The organism is Pseudomonas sp. ASL3 (assembly GCF_056680425.1).
Map to the genome: position 1 here is coordinate 6,417,612 of NZ_CM155281.1, position 18,311 is coordinate 6,435,922.

Annotated in this window: 16 protein-coding genes and 1 tRNA gene; 8 read left to right on the forward strand and 9 right to left on the reverse strand. The window is 57.3% G+C overall.

All coding sequences use genetic code 11. The annotated features are described in order from the left end of the window. Positions 1-20: 20 nt before the first annotated feature. The 5 genes from yacG to pilB are packed head-to-tail and all read right to left on the reverse strand — an operon-like array spanning position 21 to position 4,636. Positions 21-224 (reverse strand): DNA gyrase inhibitor YacG, encoded by a 204-nt coding sequence (yacG, locus tag AC1MEE_RS29485; protein ID WP_480412942.1) that lies wholly within the window; start codon positions 222-224, stop codon positions 21-23. Then, positions 221-844 carry a dephospho-CoA kinase gene (gene coaE / locus AC1MEE_RS29490; RefSeq protein WP_480412943.1) on the reverse strand — a complete coding sequence of 208 codons (624 nt, stop codon included), beginning with the start codon at positions 842-844 and terminating at the stop codon, positions 221-223. Before coaE ends, yacG begins: the two co-directional genes overlap by 4 nt. Continuing rightward, positions 841-1,713 carry a prepilin peptidase gene (locus AC1MEE_RS29495; protein ID WP_480412944.1) on the reverse strand — a complete coding sequence of 291 codons (873 nt, stop codon included), beginning with the start codon at positions 1,711-1,713 and terminating at the stop codon, positions 841-843. Before AC1MEE_RS29495 ends, coaE begins: the two co-directional genes overlap by 4 nt. Positions 1,714-1,715: 2 nt before the next feature. Further along, positions 1,716-2,933: a type II secretion system F family protein gene (locus tag AC1MEE_RS29500; protein ID WP_480412945.1), complete on the reverse strand. Its 1,218-nt coding sequence runs from the start codon at positions 2,931-2,933 to the stop codon at positions 1,716-1,718. Positions 2,934-2,935: 2 nt separating this feature from the next. After that, positions 2,936-4,636 carry a type IV-A pilus assembly ATPase PilB gene (gene pilB / locus AC1MEE_RS29505; RefSeq protein WP_480412946.1) on the reverse strand — a complete coding sequence of 567 codons (1,701 nt, stop codon included), beginning with the start codon at positions 4,634-4,636 and terminating at the stop codon, positions 2,936-2,938. Positions 4,637-4,857: 221 nt separating this feature from the next. Between pilB and AC1MEE_RS29510 the strand changes: the two genes are divergently transcribed. The 4 genes from AC1MEE_RS29510 to AC1MEE_RS29525 all read left to right on the forward strand — a co-directional run bounded on the left by AC1MEE_RS29510 (position 4,858) and on the right by AC1MEE_RS29525 (position 6,620). Further along, a complete protein-coding gene (locus tag AC1MEE_RS29510) occupies positions 4,858-5,295 on the forward strand; it encodes a pilin (RefSeq protein WP_480412947.1) in 438 nt (145 codons plus the stop codon). Between the two features lie 86 nt (positions 5,296-5,381). Beyond that, positions 5,382-5,458 (forward strand) — tRNA-Thr (locus AC1MEE_RS29515). Between the two features lie 287 nt (positions 5,459-5,745). Then, entirely contained in the window at positions 5,746-6,189 is a 444-nt protein-coding gene (locus AC1MEE_RS29520; RefSeq protein ID WP_480412948.1) for a Panacea domain-containing protein, read from the forward strand. Positions 6,190-6,284: 95 nt separating this feature from the next. Continuing rightward, complete coding sequence (locus AC1MEE_RS29525) at positions 6,285-6,620, forward strand: hypothetical protein (RefSeq protein WP_480412949.1); 336 nt, start codon at positions 6,285-6,287, stop codon at positions 6,618-6,620. A gap of 113 nt (positions 6,621-6,733) precedes the next feature. On the opposite strand, the gene AC1MEE_RS29530 is transcribed toward AC1MEE_RS29525, so the two are convergent. Beyond that, complete coding sequence (locus AC1MEE_RS29530; RefSeq protein ID WP_480410955.1) at positions 6,734-8,068, reverse strand: IS110 family RNA-guided transposase; 1,335 nt, start codon at positions 8,066-8,068, stop codon at positions 6,734-6,736. 622 nt (positions 8,069-8,690) lie between these two features. Beyond that, a complete protein-coding gene (gene nadC / locus AC1MEE_RS29535; RefSeq protein ID WP_480412950.1) occupies positions 8,691-9,539 on the reverse strand; it encodes a carboxylating nicotinate-nucleotide diphosphorylase in 849 nt (282 codons plus the stop codon). Between the two features lie 336 nt (positions 9,540-9,875). On the opposite strand from nadC, the gene AC1MEE_RS29540 reads away from it, so the two are divergent. From AC1MEE_RS29540 to AC1MEE_RS29555, 4 genes are all read left to right on the forward strand, one after another. Further along, a complete protein-coding gene (locus AC1MEE_RS29540) occupies positions 9,876-12,107 on the forward strand; it encodes a DUF1631 domain-containing protein (RefSeq protein ID WP_480412951.1) in 2,232 nt (743 codons plus the stop codon). A gap of 80 nt (positions 12,108-12,187) precedes the next feature. Continuing rightward, positions 12,188-12,736 (forward strand): 1,6-anhydro-N-acetylmuramyl-L-alanine amidase AmpD, encoded by a 549-nt coding sequence (ampD, locus tag AC1MEE_RS29545; RefSeq protein WP_480412952.1) that lies wholly within the window; start codon positions 12,188-12,190, stop codon positions 12,734-12,736. A 16-nt stretch (positions 12,737-12,752) separates the two neighbouring features. Then, complete coding sequence (ampE, locus tag AC1MEE_RS29550; RefSeq protein WP_480412953.1) at positions 12,753-13,589, forward strand: regulatory signaling modulator protein AmpE; 837 nt, start codon at positions 12,753-12,755, stop codon at positions 13,587-13,589. Between the two features lie 1,740 nt (positions 13,590-15,329). Next, complete coding sequence (locus tag AC1MEE_RS29555) at positions 15,330-16,034, forward strand: methyl-accepting chemotaxis protein (RefSeq protein WP_480416377.1); 705 nt, start codon at positions 15,330-15,332, stop codon at positions 16,032-16,034. A 9-nt stretch (positions 16,035-16,043) separates the two neighbouring features. On the opposite strand, the gene AC1MEE_RS29560 is transcribed toward AC1MEE_RS29555, so the two are convergent. Both AC1MEE_RS29560 and cra read right to left on the reverse strand, forming a co-directional pair. Continuing rightward, positions 16,044-16,820: a TatD family hydrolase gene (locus tag AC1MEE_RS29560; protein WP_480416378.1), complete on the reverse strand. Its 777-nt coding sequence runs from the start codon at positions 16,818-16,820 to the stop codon at positions 16,044-16,046. Position 16,821: 1 nt separating this feature from the next. After that, positions 16,822-17,817 carry a catabolite repressor/activator gene (gene cra / locus AC1MEE_RS29565; protein WP_480412954.1) on the reverse strand — a complete coding sequence of 332 codons (996 nt, stop codon included), beginning with the start codon at positions 17,815-17,817 and terminating at the stop codon, positions 16,822-16,824. Positions 17,818-18,311 lie beyond the last annotated feature (494 nt).

Consider the following 18,311-nt stretch of genomic DNA (forward strand, 5'->3'; position numbering starts at 1 on the left):
TGATCAGCGGCCTAAATCGATCAATGTCCCCGTGGTGGCAAGTCGCCGGAAAACATTTCATCTTCAGCATCAGGGCTGACCGGGATCGCATGTTCTTCAGCGGCCCAGGCGCCCAGGTCGATCAGCTTGCAGCGGTCGGAGCAGAACGGCCGAAACGGGCTGGCGGCGCTCCACTCCACGGGGGCGCCGCAGGTTGGGCATTCGACGGTCAAGGGCTGGCTCATGATTGGCCTCCACACAAAGTTAAATAAAAGTGATGCAGGCGCTCGACTTCGCTTTTCAACCAGGCGGGATCGCGGTCGTTGACCAGCACATCATCAGCATGGCTCAAGCGAAGTTCGCGGTGGGCCTGGACGTTGAGGATGGCCTTGACCTGCTCCTCGCTGGTACTGTCACGGAGCATGGTGCGCTGGATCTGCAACTGCTCCGGGGCATCGATTACCAGCACGCGTTGGGCCATTTTGTACTGACCGGATTCGACCAGCAACGGCGAGACCAGAATCGAGTAAGGCGATTCGGAGCGGGCCAGGTAACTCATGATCTCCTGGCCGATCAGCGGATGCAGCAACGCTTCCAGCCAGCGCCGTTGCTCGGGGTGCTGAAAGATCAGGCCGCGCAATGCACTGCGATCCAGTTGGCCGTCAGGCTGAAGCACGCTGGCGCCGAAATGCTCGACGATCTGTGTCAGCGCCGGGCGACCGGGTTCAACCACCCAGCGCGCGGCATGATCGGCATCCACCAAATGAATGCCAAGCTCGATAAAGTGCTGCGCCGCAGCACTTTTGCCACTACCGATGCCACCTGTAAGGCCGAGAATCCAGGGTTTGAAAGCAGGGTTGGTCATTTGAAACCGGCAAACTGCATGTAGGAGTCGGTTATTTGACCACCCCAGAGCAAAGCGATCCAGCCTGCAATCGCCAGATAGGGACCGAAGGGGATCGGTGTGCTGGTCTGGGCATTGCGCAACCGCAGCAGAATCAGGCCCAGCACCGCGCCCACCAGCGACGACAGTAGAATCGTCAGCGGCAGAATCTGCCAGCCACCCCAGGCGCCCAGCAACGCCAGCAACTTGAAGTCGCCATAGCCCATGCCTTCCTTGCCGGTGACCAGCTTGAACAGCCAGTACACCGACCACAGGCTCAGATACCCGGCCACCGCGCCCCACAACGCATCGTGCAGGCTGGTGAACAGGCCGAAGGCATTGACGATCAAACCGAGCCACAACAGCGGCAGCACCAACGCGTCCGGCAACAGCTGGTGATCAGCGTCGATCAGGCACATCGCCAACAAACCCCAGGCCAACACCAACATCGCCGCTGCTTGCCAGCCGAAACCGAAATGCCAGGCGATAAAGGCCGAGAGCAAGCCGCAGGCGAGTTCAACCAGTGGGTAGCGCTTGCTGATGGGCGCTTTGCAGCTTGAGCATTTTCCACCGAGGAACAGGTAGCTGATGACGGGTAGATTTTCCCAGGCGCGAATTTTGTGCGCGCAGTGCGGGCATCGGGAGTGGGGCAGCATCAGATTGAACGTTTCGCCCTCCGGCTCGACGGGCAAGGTCAGCATTTCACGGGCCTGGATTTTCCAGTCGCGCTCGAGCATTTTCGGCAGGCGGTAGATCACTACATTGAGGAAGCTGCCGATCAACAGGCCGAGGATCAGGATGTACAGAACAAAGGCCAGCGGGGAGCTGGCCAGGAAGTCGAGGAGAGACATTTTTAGATTGCGTTTCCGAGTTGGAATATAGGGAGGTACATGGCAATAACCAGACCACCGACGACAACTCCCAGGATCGCCATGATGAACGGCTCCATCAGGCTGGTCATGCTGTCGACCATGTTGTCGACTTCGTCTTCGTAGTAAGTGGCGACCTTGTCGAGCATCCCATCCAAAGAGCCGGACTCTTCACCAATAGCGGCCATTTGAATGGCCAAGGTTGGGAATACTCCAGTACTGCGCATGGAAAAGTTAAGTTGCATGCCTGTCGAGACGTCTTGTTTGACTCGAAGCACTGCATTTTTGAACACTATATTGCCGGTCGCGCTGGCTACCGAATCCAGGGCTTCAACCAAAGGTACGCCCGCAGCAAAGGTGGTGGAGAGTGTCCGGGCGTAACGAGCAACAGATGATTTATAAATGAGAGGCCCTACCACCGGCAGCTTCAGCAGACCCCTGTCCAGCCCGTCGCGGAAACGTTGTGAACGGTTGAATGCTTGTTTAAAACCAACTATCGCAGCGATAAGTACTGCAATAACGGCCAGCCACCAATCCTGCAGGAGTTGCGAGAGGCCTATTACCATTAGGGTAAATGCTGGCAGCTGCGCCCCGAAACTGGAGAATACAGCTTGAAATTGTGGCACTACTTTTATGAGCAAAATAGCTGAAACAATGAAGGCTACAATCAAGACCGCGATCGGATAAGTCATAGCTTTTTTGATTTTGGCTTTCAGTGCCTCGGTTTTTTCTTTATAGGTGGCGACGCGTTCTAATAAGGTCTCCAGTGCGCCCGCTTGTTCGCCCGCATCGACCAGGCTGCAGTAAAGATCATCGAAGTATTGGGGTTTTCTGCGCAGCGCGGTAGCAAAGCTGTTACCTGCAGCCACTTCCTGCTTCACCTCATCAACCAGTTTGCGCATGTTCGGGTTGTCGAAGCCTTCACCGATGATGTCGAAGGACTGCAGCAACGGAACGCCGGCCTTCATCATGGTCGCCATCTGCCGCGTGAACAGGGCGATATCCAAGGGTTTTATTTTTTTGCCACGACCAAAAATAGAAACGGCTTTTTTGCGCACCTTGCCGGGCGTAATGCCTTGCTTGCGTAGCTGAGCCTTGATCAACGCGGGGTTGTGTCCGCTCAACTCCCCGGTCAATTTGGCACCCTTCTTGTCGGTGCCTTCCCAGGAGTAAACACTGACTTTGACTGCTGTGGTCGCCATGTTTAATCCTTGGTCACGCGGTTGATTTCTTCAAGGCTGGTGAGGCCCTGCATCACCTTCATCAGGCCAGAGGTGCGCAGGTCATTAAAACCATCCTTGCGCATCTGAATGGCGATATCGATGGAATTACCTTCTTCCATGATGATCCGCGCCAAGGCCGGGGTGTTTTTTACCACCTCATAAATCCCCACACGGCCTTTGTAGCCGCCGTTGCAGTGTTCGCAACCCACCGGCGCATAAATCTTGAAGTGGCCGATGCGCGCCTCGGGAAAGCCTTCTTTGATCAGGGTTTCGCGAGGGATATCTATTTCTTTTTTGCAATATAGGCACAACTTGCGTGCCAGGCGCTGGGCGATGATCAAGTTGATCGCAGTCGCAATATTGAATGCCGCCACACCCATATGGTGCAGGCGCGTCAGGGTCTCCGCCGCGCTGTTGGTGTGCAGCGTGGACAGCACCATATGCCCGGTCTGCGAAGCCTTGATCGCAATTTCCGCCGTCTCCAGGTCGCGAATCTCACCGACCATGATCACGTCCGGATCCTGACGCAGAAACGCGCGCAATGCCTGGGCGAAATCCATCCCTTGTTTTGGGTTGACGTTGACCTGATTGATGCCCTCCAGGTTGATTTCAACCGGGTCTTCCGCGGTAGAAATATTGATGTCCACGGTATTGAGAATATTCAGGCCGGTGTACAGCGAAACGGTCTTGCCCGAACCGGTTGGGCCAGTCACCAGAATCATGCCCTGCGGTTGCTTCAACGCTTCCATGTACAGCGCTTTTTGCTCGGGCTCATAGCCGAGCGCGTCGATGCCCATCTGTGCGCTGGAGGGATCAAGGATCCGCATCACGATCTTCTCGCCCCACAGTGTCGGCAGGGTGTTGACCCGAAAATCGATGGATTTGGTTTTCGAAATGCGCATCTTGATCCGGCCATCCTGCGGCCTGCGTCGCTCGGAAATATCCAGACTGGCCATGACTTTCAAGCGCGCCGCAATTCGGCTCGCCAGATGGATGGGCGGCCTGGCGACCTCATGCAGGATACCGTCGGTGCGTAATCGAACCCGGTAGGTTTTTTCATAGGGCTCGAAGTGCAAGTCTGACGAACCCAGTTTGATCGCGTCCAGCAGCATCTTATTGACGAAGCGCACCACGGGCGCATCGTCGGCATCCTGGCCCGGGATTGAGTCGTGTTTCTTGTCGTCGATCGTTTCGACATCCAATCCATCGAGATCGACATCGGCCAGATCGCCCATCCCGGTGGATTGGCTGTCGAAGAATTTTTCGATGGCGTCGGTGAGCTTGTCATCCTCCACCAGAATGGCTTCGGTGGTGAGCCCGGTGCTGAACTGGATATCGGTGATGGCCTGGTGGTTGGTCGGGTCCGAGACCCCAACGAACAACTTGTTGCCACGCCGCCATAGCGGTAGTACGTGGTGTTGGCGAATCAGTTTTTCAGCGACCAGCCCTTTGGGTGGGCCGTCCTTGTCCAGGCAGCTCAGATCGAGAAAAGGCACACCAAATTGCTCGGATGCAATCTCGGCCAGCACCAGGCTTTTTACCAGCTTGTTCTGCACCAGATAGGTGACCAGCGAGATTTTGCTGCGTTGAGCTTGTTGATACGCCTGTTGCGCAGTTTGTTCATTGAGCAGCTCGGCCAGCACTAATTGCTTGGCCAAACCGGTGAGGACGACATCAGTCATAAAACCACCAGACACAGACAGTGTGAGGTTTATAGCGCAGTCGGGCGGTGCTGCCAAATGCATGGGGGGTAAGTGACCAAAATTGTCAGTTTATGCTTTAGCTGGGGAAGGTAAGGCTGGAAAATCTCAAAGAAGTGTATTGCTATTGGCCGTCTATGGGTTGGCACGCGCTGTGCTTACGATTGATTAGACAACCTTAATTGACGCTTGGAGAAGTACCCATGCAATCACAAAAAGGCTTCACACTCATCGAGCTGATGATCGTCGTAGCGATCATCGGTATTTTGGCTGCGGTGGCAATTCCCCAGTACAGCGATTACACAGCTCGCGCCAAAGCGTCATCGACAGTGAACGATATTGCGGGCTACAAATTAGCGGTCGGAATGTGCGCCCAGGAAACTGGAGCTTTGACTGCATGCGGTGCAGGGACTAACGGCGTTCCAGCTGTAGCCGCTACCACCAACACTGTTGGTTTGGCCGTTTCTGCGGTAGGCGCCATTACAGGTACCAGTGCTGCAACGGATACGGCTGGGACAGCACTTACATTTACTTACACCCCAACACTCACTGCAAGCGCGGCCAACATGACATGGGCCATGACCGGCACGATTTGTAGTGCAACCCGTGGGCTGAAGTCTGGTCAAGGCGGTTGCCCATAATCTGTTCGCGAGCGAAATGATGCGCAATAAGCCCTGTTTTCAGGGCTTATTGCTTTCAGGATAAACAAAGTTAAACTCTCAAAGCCGCCGAAATAGCTCAGTCCGGTAGAGCAGCGCACTCGTAACGCGAAGGTCGTAGGTTCGATTCCTATTTTCGGCACCAGAAACACAAAGCCCCCGGTTCCCACGAGCCGGGGGCTTTTTCTTGCTTATCTGAAACCCAATGACTCAACCGTGCCGGCAGTTTCAGACCTTTCTTACGGTGTTTTCCTCCGTCGCCGGCTTGAGTTGGACGGCCGACGCACTCAAAATCTCCCGGTTACCAGCGAGAGCTGGCAGGAGTCTGGATCCTTCTCGGAGTAGATCCAGTGGCGCAGTCGGGCGAAGGTCGTTCGGCTGCGTGTCTGGCCCTCAGGATCACCCTGATGGTCGCGTGTCCAAGGAGAGGTTATGCACAGTTGCTTCGACGTAGCTAAATACTTCCTCGCTCAGTCCAGTGTTGACGCGGGCGACCTGATTTCAAACCTCAAGCTTCAGAAGCTGGTCTATTACGCCCAGGGGTTCAGTCTCGCTCTCACGGGGTCGCCAATGTTTGCCGAACATTTGGAGGCTTGGCTGCATGGCCCCGTGGTCCCCGATCTTTATCGTGAGTACAAGACTTTCGGTTCTGGTCATATTCCTCATCCCGAAGGATTTGATCTTAATGTTTTCTCTGCCGAGGAGCGTGAGCTGTTGGATGAGGTTTACGAGTTTTATGGTCAGTATTCCGCATGGCGGCTACGTCAGCTCACTCATGGAGAAATGCCTTGGCGTGAAAGCTACAAGGAAGGTCTGAATCGGGAAATCAGCCTTGATTCTCTGCGTCGTTACTTTGAAACCCAGATCGTTCACTGAGCGTTGTCATGAGCAAAAGGATTCGATCTACCTCAAAGAATGGAAAGAGGCACCTCAAGCCCGAGGCTGTCCTTACCGAGGGGAGCCCAGAGCAAATGCCTCCGGTTTTCTCGTTCGAGCATCTGCAGAAGAGTCACTGTATTTCGCTTATTGAGGAGAAGGCTGATAAAGCGCTTTTTCTCGATGCGCTTCATATCATCGGCAAAATGACCTGGTCTCAAATAAACGCAGCACCTCGGCATGGGCTGGGTTATGAACGTATGCCCGTGGATCAAATAAAGGCATCCAGACCCGCCTGCGTCAGTGACGACGTGAACTTGTTGGTTTTCCGCTGGAAAGGAAAGCTGCCATACGTTGGATTTCGTGATGGCAGAGTCCTGCATGTGCTTTGGATCGAGCGGCGTTTTGGTGGTTTGTACAACCATTCGTAGAGCACGCCCGGTCAGCCACTGGTTTCGGACATCCAGTGGCAATCGCGTTGCAGCTATTCGCAGGCAAGCCTGCTCTCATCAAACAAAAAATAACGCATTGTTTTTTATGCCTTTTATTTGGCCATAACTAACTGCATCCCAAGCTTGTGTGCCTTGCGTTCCAGGGCACGCAGTTGACGGTGTCGACTCTCGGCTTCATAGGCTTCCATACCTCGCTCCACGTAGGGTTGGCCTTTGGTCAACATGACGTAGATCAGGCGGGCCAGTTGATGCGCGGTGGCTTTGATGGCGCACGCGGTATCCATGCGCGCCAACCGGGCTCGATGGCTGGCGCCGATGAAGCTCTTGTCGTTGCGCGCGTTGGACGCGGCCTGCTTCAAGGCCTGCGCGGCTCGATTCGAGACCTTTGGCGGACTACCAGGCAGCTGCCTGCCGCCGGATATCCGGGTCGCAGGTGCCAGGCCGAGCCAGGAACAGAAGTGTTGTTGTGTGGGAAATCGCGATAAATCAGGCCCGATTTCGCTCGCCAGTGCCAAAGCGGTTTCGACGCCGATGGTGGGAATAGCGGTCAAATCAACGCCCATTATTTTTCCCAGCGCACGGTGCAAACGGGCTTGCTCGGCTGACGAGCGGTGCGGGCTGCGCAGTGTCTTGGCCGGCGGCAGAGGTTCATCGTTCAATACCGGCAGTCGATCAATGGCGTGAGCGATGGCCTGATCGCATTCGGCAATTTGCTGTTCCAGAAAATCATGCGTCGCCATTTCCTGAGCCAGGGCATGCAGATGCTCGGTTCGCCAGTTACCGCGCAGGCTGCGGGCAATGGTTTCATGATCGGCCTTGATGTGACCGTTTCGAAAACCGGCCAATACGTACGGATCACGCTCGCCGCCGATGATCGCGTTGAGGATTTTCTTGCCCGTCAGGCCGGTGATGTCACTGATGACAGTGGCTAGCTGGATGTTCATCTGGGTCAAGGCTTTCTGCATGCGATTGACGCTCTTGGCCTGATCGCGAACTTTCATTGCGCGCTGGCGAACCAGAGAGCGCATCGAGCAAATGTCGTCGGCGGGCCGAAAGGCGCCTCTGAGCAAGCCGTGGGTCATGAGCTGCCAAATCCACTGGCAGTCCAGCACATCGGATTTGCGCCCGGAGGTCTGGCGGGTGGCGCGGGAGTTCACCAAATACACCTCGAAGCCCCGTGCATCGAGGATTTCAAACAGCGGTATCCAGTAGACCCCGGTTGCCTCCATGGCCACGACATTGATCTTCAACGCTTCGAGCCAATCGGCTAATGCGAGCAACTCGTCGGTGAACGTTTTAAACGAGCGGACAGGGGTGTCGCTCTGGTCGGGGTTGACCCCCACCCAATGCTCGCGACTGCCAATATCGATACCCGCACAATGAGGGTGAACCACTTCAAAACGTTTCTGCTGGTTCTTGCGCGCCATGACAATTCCTCGCAGGATTGAGGGGCGCGCGGGGAGCACGGTGGCGAATGGATTCACTCTCTCATACGTGGTCACAGCTTGCTGTGCCGACAACGACTCCACGCCGATACCGTGCGGACCACTCTCCCATGCGGGTGCGTACACACCAGTGATGGCTACGGTCTTGGTCCCCGCGCGCACTTCGATTCTACGACGTGCCCCTGTTTGCTGCGCGACAGCGCGGCGTCGAAGACGCGGCGAGGCCTCCCATCAAACAACCTATAAGCCGTTGAAAAATAAAGAGTATATTTTATGGAATTTTCAGCCTGACGCTAATTCCTTGTAGGAGCTGACTTGTCTGCGATCCAGTGCGAAGCGCTGGCAAAAATAGTGAATTCACCACCGCTGGAAGGTCCTTCGGCCCTTATCGCAGACAAGTCAGCTCCTACGCCCTCCGGGCAGAATCGAGCCCGTGTTTGCTGCGCGACAGCGCGGCGTCGAAGACGGGGCGGGCCCTCCCACCGTTCTTGAGATACAGCCAATTTCCGTAGGAGCTGACTCGTCTGCGAAGACCATACGCCGAGGTCCTCCAGGCGCACCGCGTTGAATGGCCTTCGCGGACAAGTCCGCTCCTACAGAGTCTTCACAAACTCAACCGCATCGACAAATCCACCGCCTTTATATCCTTGGTCAGTGCACCAATCGAGATGTAGTCCACGCCCGTCTGGGCTATCGGCACCAGCGTCGTGTCGTTAATGCCGCCGCTGGCTTCGAGTTTGGCGCGGCCGGCGGTGAGGCGGACGGCTTCGCGCATGTCGTCGAGGCTGAGTTCGTCGAGCATGATGATGTCGGCGTTGGCGTCGAGGGCTTGTTTGAGTTCGTCGAGGCTTTCGACTTCGACTTCCACCGGTTTGCCGGGGGCGATTTTGCGGGCGGCGGTGATGGCTTGGGCGATGCCGCCGCAGGCTGCGATGTGGTTTTCCTTGATCAGGAAGGCATCGAACAGGCCGATGCGGTGGTTATGGCAACCGCCGCAGGTGACGGCGTATTTTTGCGCCAGGCGCAGGCCGGGCAGGGTTTTGCGGGTGTCCAGCAGCTTCACTTGGGTGTCGGCGACTTTGTCGGCGTAGTACTGCGCGCGGGTGGCGACGGCCGACAGCATCTGCAGAAAGTTCAGCGCGCTGCGTTCGCCGGTGAGCAGTGAGCGTGCCGGGCCTTCGAGGTGGAACAGCGCTTGATTGGGCTTGACCCGTTCGCCATCGGTCACTTGCCAATGCACGGCAACGCGTGGGTCCAACTGGCGAAAAACCGCATCGACCCAGGCTGTGCCGCTGATCACTGCCGCGTCGCGGGTAATGATCGTGGCTTTGGCCAGGCGTTCTGCGGGGATCAGTTGGGCGGTAATATCGCCACTGCCCACGTCCTCAAGCAACGCGCGGCGCACGTTGGCTTCGATTTCAGCAGTCAGGGGGGCGAGGCGTAGATTCGGCATAGAGGGCTCCACGTACTAAGTGGCCGGAGTATAAGGCACCCCACCCCAGCAACCCACCCCACGACACGCCTCCCATCTAAAGCCTGCGTATGCAGTTCGTCGGTTTTGCCAAGGGGGTTGCGATGGATCGAGATTTTCAGGGTCTACCCAACGTTGGTCATTTCAAGCAGGGCGAAGAGTGTGCTGGCATAACTGACATGTTTTGCAAGATACTCTGCCGTGCAATTGACGCCATAGCTTTGGCGTAAGTCGAATCTCAAAGGGAATCGCTTTGCAGACAGGGGTTACACACCCTGTTTGTCGAAAGATTGTGGATGTTCTCAATAGGAGACCAGGATGCAAAACGACGGAAAAGTGGTGCCGTTGAACAAGGCAACCCCTGAGCAAACGGTGAATTCGCCGCTTGCCAGGCTGCCCGTCGTGCTCCTGCAAGTCCGCGACAAAGCCGCGCAACAGCTCAAGGATGCGTTGCAAGCCTTGTTCGATAATGCTGACGACACGTTGTTCGAGATGGCGGATCGGGCGCATAACAACGTTGAGCAGAACATTTTCTTTGAGGCCATGCGCGACCTGCGTCTCAAGCGAAAAAGCATCGAGCGCGGTTTTCTCGACAAGTTTTACGAAGCTTTCCTGCGTCTGGGGCAATACGAGGTCATCGAACCGGTGATTGCCCCGTCGATGACATACGACAAGCTGGCGTTGGTGCATAACGATGATCTGGAAAAAACCGTCGCCGTGGATGCGATGGTTTCCAAGGTTCTGAATCGCGACGGCTTTGCCTTGGGTCAGTTGACCACCCGCTTGAATACCCTGATTCCCCAGCCGCTGAACGACGAGACCAACCCGATGGGGCCGGCCTTGTTGTGTGATTTCTTTCTAGAAGCCGGGCGTAGCCTGGGGGTAGAAATCAAGGTCAAGCTGATCATTCTCAAGTTGTTCGAGAAGTACGTCCTGGCCGACTCCGATCAGTTGTACGCCGAAGCCAATCAACTGCTGATCGCCGCTGGTATTCTTCCCGAGCTCAAAGCGGCGCCAGCCCGTCGGGTCACCGATCGCGCGGCCGCCAGTGTGCGTTCGTCCCAGGTGGCTGAAGAGACGACTTCTGCAGGTGTCAGTAGAAAGCTCGATCAGGAAGTACATGAGGTGTTTGCGGCGTTGCAGGAGTTGCTCTTGTACGTGCGTAGCAGCGTCGCTCCGCTGCACGAGCCCAATACCGAAGCCAAACCGATTTCCAGCCAGGATCTGCTGCGCCTGCTGTCGCACTTGCAGCAGTACGTGCCGACTCAGGAGGTGCAGGATGAGTTCGATCTGCGTAACCAGTTGGAGCAGTTGCTGGCCCGCGTCAGCGTGAAAAGCGGCAAGTTTCGCGTGGTGGCCGTGGTCGATGAGGATGTGATCAACCTGATCGCGATGCTCTTCGAGTTCATTCTCGATGACCGCAATTTGCCGGACTCGCTCAAAGCGCTGATCGGGCGACTGCAAATCCCGATGCTGAAAGTTGCGGTCATCGACAAAAGTTTCTTCAGCCGTGGCAGCCACCCGGCGCGGCGGCTACTCAATGAAATCGCTTCCGCCGCGCTGGGCTGGGGCGGGCGTGACGATTATCAGCGCGACAGCCTGTACCTGCGTATCGAACAGATCGTGCAGCGCCTGCTCAATGATTTTGTCGACGATCCGGCGATTTTTTCCGAACTGTTGGTGGAGTTTCTCGCCTTTACCGGCGATGAGCGTCGGCGCAGTGAGTTACTCGAACAGCGCACGCGTGATGCCGAAGAAGGCCGCGCCAGGGCCGAGTTGGCTCGCCAGCGAGTGCAGCATGAGTTGAATCGGCGCCTGTTGGGCAAGACCTTGCCCGAAGTGGTGGTGCGCTTGCTGCAGGAAGCCTGGAGCAAGGTGCTGTTACTGACCTGCTTGAAGCATGGCGATCAATCGGAGGAGTGGCACGCAGGTCTGGGCGCCATGGACGACCTGATCTGGAGCGTCGAACCGCATGAAGAGTCCGACGACCTCAAGCGTCTACTGGATCTGGTGCCCGGTCTGCTTAAATCCTTGCGTGATGGCTTGACCAGTGCGGCCTTCGATCCGTTTGCCACCAGCGACTTTTTCAGTCAGTTGGAAGGCTTGCACGTGCAGGCTTTCCAGCACTTCTCGCGTCCGCAGGATATTCAACAAGACAGTCACGCAGCGCCCGCCGCTGAAATGGTTGCAGTGGTGGAAGAAATCGTTCTGATTGCGCCGGGTGAGCAACCCCTCGGTGAGCCAGGGGTTTGTCTGGCTGACGACGATGCCGCTGTGCTTCAAGTCGACAAACTGCGAGTCGGTTGCTGGGTGGAAGTGCAAGAGGATGAAGAGCACAAACTACGCTGCAAACTGGCGACCATCATTGGACCGACGGGCCGTTACGTTTTCGTCAATCGCACTGGCATGAAGGTTCTTGAAAAAACGCGCATGGGCCTGGCCGTGGAGTTTCGTCGTGGCGCCATCCGCCTGCTCGACGATGCGCTGCTGTTCGATCGGGCACTGGAAGCGGTGCTCGGCAATTTGCGCCGGCTCAAGGGCAACCGCTAGACCGCAAACGCGGTGTATCAGGCGCACCCCCATCGCGGGCATACTTGTGCCTATCGATAGGCCGGTACAAGGAACCCCTCATGCAGCTGGACTCCGCAAGCGGTTGGTGCCATGGCGCGCACCACTGCCCGTCGCCCAATTTCAATGCGCGGCCCGAGGCTGAAATTTCGTTGCTGGTGATCCATAACATCAGCTTGCCGCCCGCTCAGTTCAAGACTGGCAAAGTGCAGGCGTTTTTTCAGAATCAACTGGATGTCACCGAACACTCTTATTTTGAAGGCCTTGCCGATTTGCGCGTGTCGGCGCATTTTTTGATCGAGCGTGACGGCGTGGTCACCCAGTTTGTCTCTTGTCTGGACCGCGCCTGGCACGCCGGTGTGTCCCGCTTCGAAGGGCGTGAGACGTGCAATGACTTTTCCATCGGAATCGAACTGGAGGGCACCGATGATGTGCCGTTCACCGACGCCCAATACGACGCACTGATAGAGTTGACCCGACAGTTGCAGTCGTCGTTTTCGGCCATTACCACGCAGCGAATTTGTGGCCATAGCGATATTGCCCCAGGACGGAAGACAGATCCGGGTCCATGCTTTGATTGGGCGCGTTATCGAGCTGCATTACAGGATTGAAGTGAGGGGGCAGGGAATGAGTTTTCTGGTGTTGCTGTTGGCGGTCTGGATAGAGAAATTTTCGGCCCTGCGCCATCGTGTTCAGCGTGATGACATGTGGCTGCGGGAGTTGGCCAAACTGGAAGCCAGCCCACGCATGGGCACCAGGCCCTGGCTGATTTTGGCATTGGTGGTGTTGTTGCCCGTGTTGCTGTTGGCACTGCTCCTGCTCGTGCTGGGGCCAGTGGCTTATGGCTGGCTGGTCTTTCCGGTGCACTTGCTGGTGTTGATCTACAGCTTGGGGCGCGGTGACCTGTTGGCCTCGCTAGGCCCTTTTCGTGATGCCTGGCGCAGAGGCGACGAGCAGGCTGCCAGTCATGTGGCGGAGCGTGATCTGGGTGTGGTCGCCGAGGGCGAAGAGCAGTTGCTCGAAGGTGTCCAGGGTTATCTGCTGTGGCAGGCCTATCAAAGCTTCTTTGCCGTGATCTTCTGGTATTTCCTGCTTGGCCCGGTCGCGGCCCTGAGTTATCGGCTGCTGGCCCTGGCCGTTAAACACGGGAAAACCCCTGCGCTGGTCGAGCGTGCCGGTCAGTTGCGCCACGCTTTCGATTGGGTGCCCGTGCGGCTGTTGGCCGCCAGTTTTGCCCTGGTCGGCAATTTTGTCGCCGTCAGCCGGCTGATGCTGCATGAGCTACTCAACTGGGACATCAGCGCTGCGCAACTGGTGGAAAAAACCGGTCGGGTTGCCAGCGAGCTTCCCGCGCCAGTGGTCGGCGCTGATGGCGTCACCAGCCTCGACGAACTCTGGGAACTGCTGCTGCGCTCGGCGGTGGTCTGGTACGCGGGCTTTGCGTTGTGGACGTTGTTGGTCTGATCGTTCCTTCTTGGACCGCGTTGGCTTTTTCGCAGGCAAGCCTGCTCCCACAGTAGACCGAGTATTCCTGTGGGAGATTCTATGTTCCCAGGCAATACACCGAACCCATGTAGGAGCTGCCGAAGGCTGCGATAAGGCCGGAACGGCCTTCAAAAATATCTGCATCTACGACCGGTTCCCGGTCGATCGCAGCCTTCGGCAGCTCCTACAAGGATTTGTGCCCGGCATGAATCTGTGGAAGCAGGCTTGCCTGCGAACAGCTCTGCATTGTCTCCGCTCCTCCCATCCCGTTTACCTTTAGTTACAAAACCCCAACTCGATATCAGGTATACAGGTCACATCGCCAAAGGGTGGCTTTGCGCTATTTGATGACTGGCAGCACCCAATAAAAATAAAAGAAAAGGGAGACTTCTTGTGAAGAGCCTTTTGTATCCGGCCATCGCGTTGATGAACCGTCTGAGCTTCGCGATGAAGTTCACCCTCATCAGCATCCTGTTTTTCTTGCCCATGGCGGTCACCAACTTTTATCTGGTGCGTGATTCCTATCGCGAGTTCGTCGGCACCCGCACCGAGTTGCAAAGCCTTGAGCTGGTGGGGACCAGTCTGAACCTGAGTCGGGATCTTGAAACCTTGACCGGTCTGGTCGAGATCAACGCGGTGCTTGGTCAAACCGGGCGATTCGAGGAGTTGAACACGCGTATCTCCGCCCTGGAGACCACGCTGCTGGGTACGTTGCAGGGCCTGACACCGCTGGCGGAAGATCCGGCACAGGTCGCCGCGTTCAATAGTAAGCGTGACGAGTTGATCGCTGATTTCAAGGCGCAGCAGGGTGAATCTTCGCTGCAAAGCAAAAGCGACATGATGGGGCGACTGCTGAACAAAGCCCAAACGTTCAGCAAAGTCGTGGTCAGCCAGGCCGGTCTCAGCCAGGACGGCAGCAGCGATGTGCGGCAACTGACCGAACTGGTCACCAGCGTCACGCCGATGGTCACGCAGAGCATTGGCGATGGCCGCGCCATGGGCTCGTATTCGTTGGGCCAAGGCATGCTCAACTCCTCGGCGAGCACCCATTTCGATGAGCTGCTACAGAATCTGGAAAAACTTCAGGCGGATTACGGCCTGAAGCTGCAGGATGCCCTGGACGCCAGTCCCGCCGCGCGCAAGACGCTGGAAGCGCTGGCCAAAGCCAGCCAGGCGACACTCAAACAAAGCAGCGAGCTGTTCGAAAATAAGGTGGTCATGGCTGACACCCTGGACACGCCATGGCAGAAATTTTATGAGCAGACCACTGGGTTGATGGCGCAGACCTATCAATTCAATGACGCAACTCTGACTTTCCTGGGGCAGGAATTGCAGCAGCGACTGGAGGAAAACCGCCTGCACATGGTTTTTCTGGTGGCGGCATTGGCTCTGGTCTTTTTGCTGATCGTTTACCTCTACAGCGGCTTCTATGCCTCGACCCGGACCACCTTGAAACGGCTGGGCGAGGTCATGGACAAGGTGGCGGCGGGCGATATGACCGCCAGTTTTACGGCCCACAGCCGTGACGAACTGGGCGAGTTGGGCCTGGTGTTCAATGGTACCGTGGTGAAGATTCATGATCTGATCGAGTTGGTGAGCAAGACCGTTGCCGAGGTCGAACGCCAGGCCAGCCAGGTCGAGTCGGTGTCGGCGGTCAGCAATCAGGCGGTGGCGGGGCAGCGCAGCCAGATTGAACAAGTGGCCACCGCCATGAACCAGATGTCGGCGACCGCGCAGGAAGTGGCGCGCAGTGCGGCAGCGGCGGTGAGCAGCGCGCACAGCGTCAATCAGGAAACCGTGAGTGGTCGGGGGCTGGTCGAATCGCAGCAGGGCAGCATCGCCCGGCTCGCCAATGAGATAGATCAGTCGGTGCTGGTCATCAATCAACTGGCCAGTGACAGCTCATCCATCAGCCGTGTGTTGGATGTGATCAAGAGCATCGCCGAGCAAACCAACCTGCTGGCGCTCAACGCCGCCATCGAAGCTGCTCGCGCGGGTGAGCAGGGCCGAGGGTTTGCGGTGGTCGCCGATGAGGTACGCACCCTCGCCAAACGCACCCAGCAGTCCACCGAAGAAATCGAAAAGATGATCGCCAAATTGCAGGGCGGCGTTGGTGCGGCGGTCAAGGCCATGGGCGTCAGCCATGAGGTGGCCAACGGCACGGTGGGGCAATCGGAAAAGGTCCAGCAGGCGCTGGAAAATATCCTCGGCGCGGTAGGCATGATCGTCGATCAAAACCAGCAGATCGCGGCTGCCGTGGAACAGCAAACAGCGGTGGCCCACGATATCGATCGAAACATCGTCGAGATCAACCGCGCCGGCGAACGCACGGCCGAGGGGGCGAATCAGACCGAGCACGCCAGTCGTCAGCTGTCTGCGCAGGTGGTGCAGCTGAAGCAGTTGATCAGCGCGTTTCGGGTTTGAGTCTGACGCCTACCAGTTGAACAACTGGCAGGCGTTGCGGGTACTGGCGTCGGCCAGATCATCGGCGTGTACGCCCATCAACTCAGCCAGGGCCAGGCAAATATCGGGTAGATGTTCAGGGCTGTTGCGCTGGTTCGGATACATCGCGGGGGCCATGTCCGGGGCGTCGGTTTCCAGCACGACGCTGTCCAGCGGCAGATCAACGATGACCCGGTGCATGCGCAGTGCTTGCGGCCAGGTCGCGGCGCCGCCCAAGCCGAGTTTGAACCCCAGCTTGATGTACTCGCGCGCCTCTTCCCGGCTGCCGGCAAAGGCATGGATGATTCCGCTGCGTTCGAGCTTGTAGCGTTTGAGCGTGGCGATCACCGCCGCGTGGCTGCGCCGCACGTGCAACAGGGCGGGCAATTGGAAGTCCGCCGCCAGTTGCAGCTGCGCCTCGAAAACCGCTTGCTGGCGCTCGCGGTCCAGGGTTTCGAGGTAATAATCCAGCCCGATTTCGCCGACGGCACAGAGTTGTCGATGGCCCTTCAAGCGCGTCAGCCAGTCGCCCAGTTCGGTCAGATCCTCGGGGCGATGTTCATCGATATACAGCGGATGCAGGCCGAACGCGGCGTACAGTCCGGTATCGCTTTGCACCAGATCCCACACGCGCTGCCAATTGCGCTGATACACGCCCAACACTACCAGGCGCTCTACGCCCAAGGCCCGGCAGTTCGACAGAAGCGTCTCGCGATCAGCGTCGAAATCCGGGAAATCCAGGTGGGTGTGGGTATCGATCAACACCAGCTCAGACCTCGTGAATCCGTTGTTTGAACGTCCGCGCGATGGCATGGACGCCGGGTTGGTAGTCATCCTTTTCCACGGCCGCCAGCGCCAGTGTCAGCGCTTTGTCGGCAATCAACTGGTGCTGCTGGGCCATGGCGTTGACCGGCAGTGGCAGGAAATCCAATAACTGCGTATCGCCGAACGTGCCCAGGTGCAATTGTGCGGGGTTGAGGGCGCGGCTTTGCAGTAGATCGAAAATGCCCTGTAACAGTACGTAGGACGTGGTGATCAGCGCATCGGGTAACTGACCCAGGCGTTCGAGCAAATCGCCAGCCAGACGCAGACCGCAAGCGCGGCTGAAGGCTTCGCCATGATCGAGTATCACCGTGCCGCTGAAGCCGGTAAGCGCGTGTTGAAAGCCGGCGGCACGGGCCTGGCTGACGCTCAATTCAGGACGCGCACCGATCAGCGCGATATGCCGCGGCTGTGGCTTTAGCAGACTGCGCGTGAGCTGCAGGCTGGCGTCATGGTCGTCGCTGACCACCGAGCAGAAACGTGTGGCGTCCATTTCCCGGTCGATGGCGATAATTGGCAGACCTGCTTTTTGCAGCTCGCGGTAGCTATCGTCGCTTTCCGGCAGGCAGCTGGCGACGAACAACGCATCGCAGCGCCGGGCGCGAAACAGCTGCAATAATTGCAGCTCGCTGGCGGGTGCGTCATCGGAACTGGCGATCAGCAGTTGATAACCGTGGGCGCGGGCGCCTTGCTCCAACAGCTTGGCGATGCGTGCGTAGCTGGGGTTTTCCAGGTCCGGCAGGATAAAGCCGAGGGTGCGGGTGTGACGGCTGCGCAAACCGGCGGCCTGAGGGTTGGGGCGGAAGTCATGCTGCTCGACCACCTTGCGCACGCGCTCGACCGTAGCGCTGCTGATGCGCTGCTGTTCGGCCTTGCCGTTGATCACATAGCTGGCGGTGGTAACTGACACACCGGCCAGACGGGCAATATCACTGAGTTTCAACCCGAGTTCCTTTTTGTTTTTGAGTATTTGAGTGCGTAGCGCGCCGATCTGTGGGAGATCCCGCCCCGTCTTCGACGCCGCGCTGTCGTGCAGCAAACACGGTGCTGGGTTCACCCTGAATCCCCGTGGGAGCGAATTCATTCGCGAAGGCGTCGGCACATCCAGCATCGTGGGCGCCTGATAGACCCTATTCGCGAATGAATTCGCTCCCACAGTGGATCCGGTACATCCAAAAATAATCTTTTAAAACCAAGGATTTAAAGGATGTTTGATAGGAGCTGGCTTGCCTGCGATCAGCTTGACGCGATGTGTCATCTACACCGCTATCGCGGGCAAGCCCGCTCCTACATGGTTTGAGATCATCGTTCCTGACGAAGCTCTAAGCTTTTCATACGCGTCTTACAAAAACTTCCCTCGGTCATCTGACGGTAGGGCTTCAACGGCAAGAGATTATCGAGTAACGTGCCACTCTTGATAGATTAAACGATTCAGCA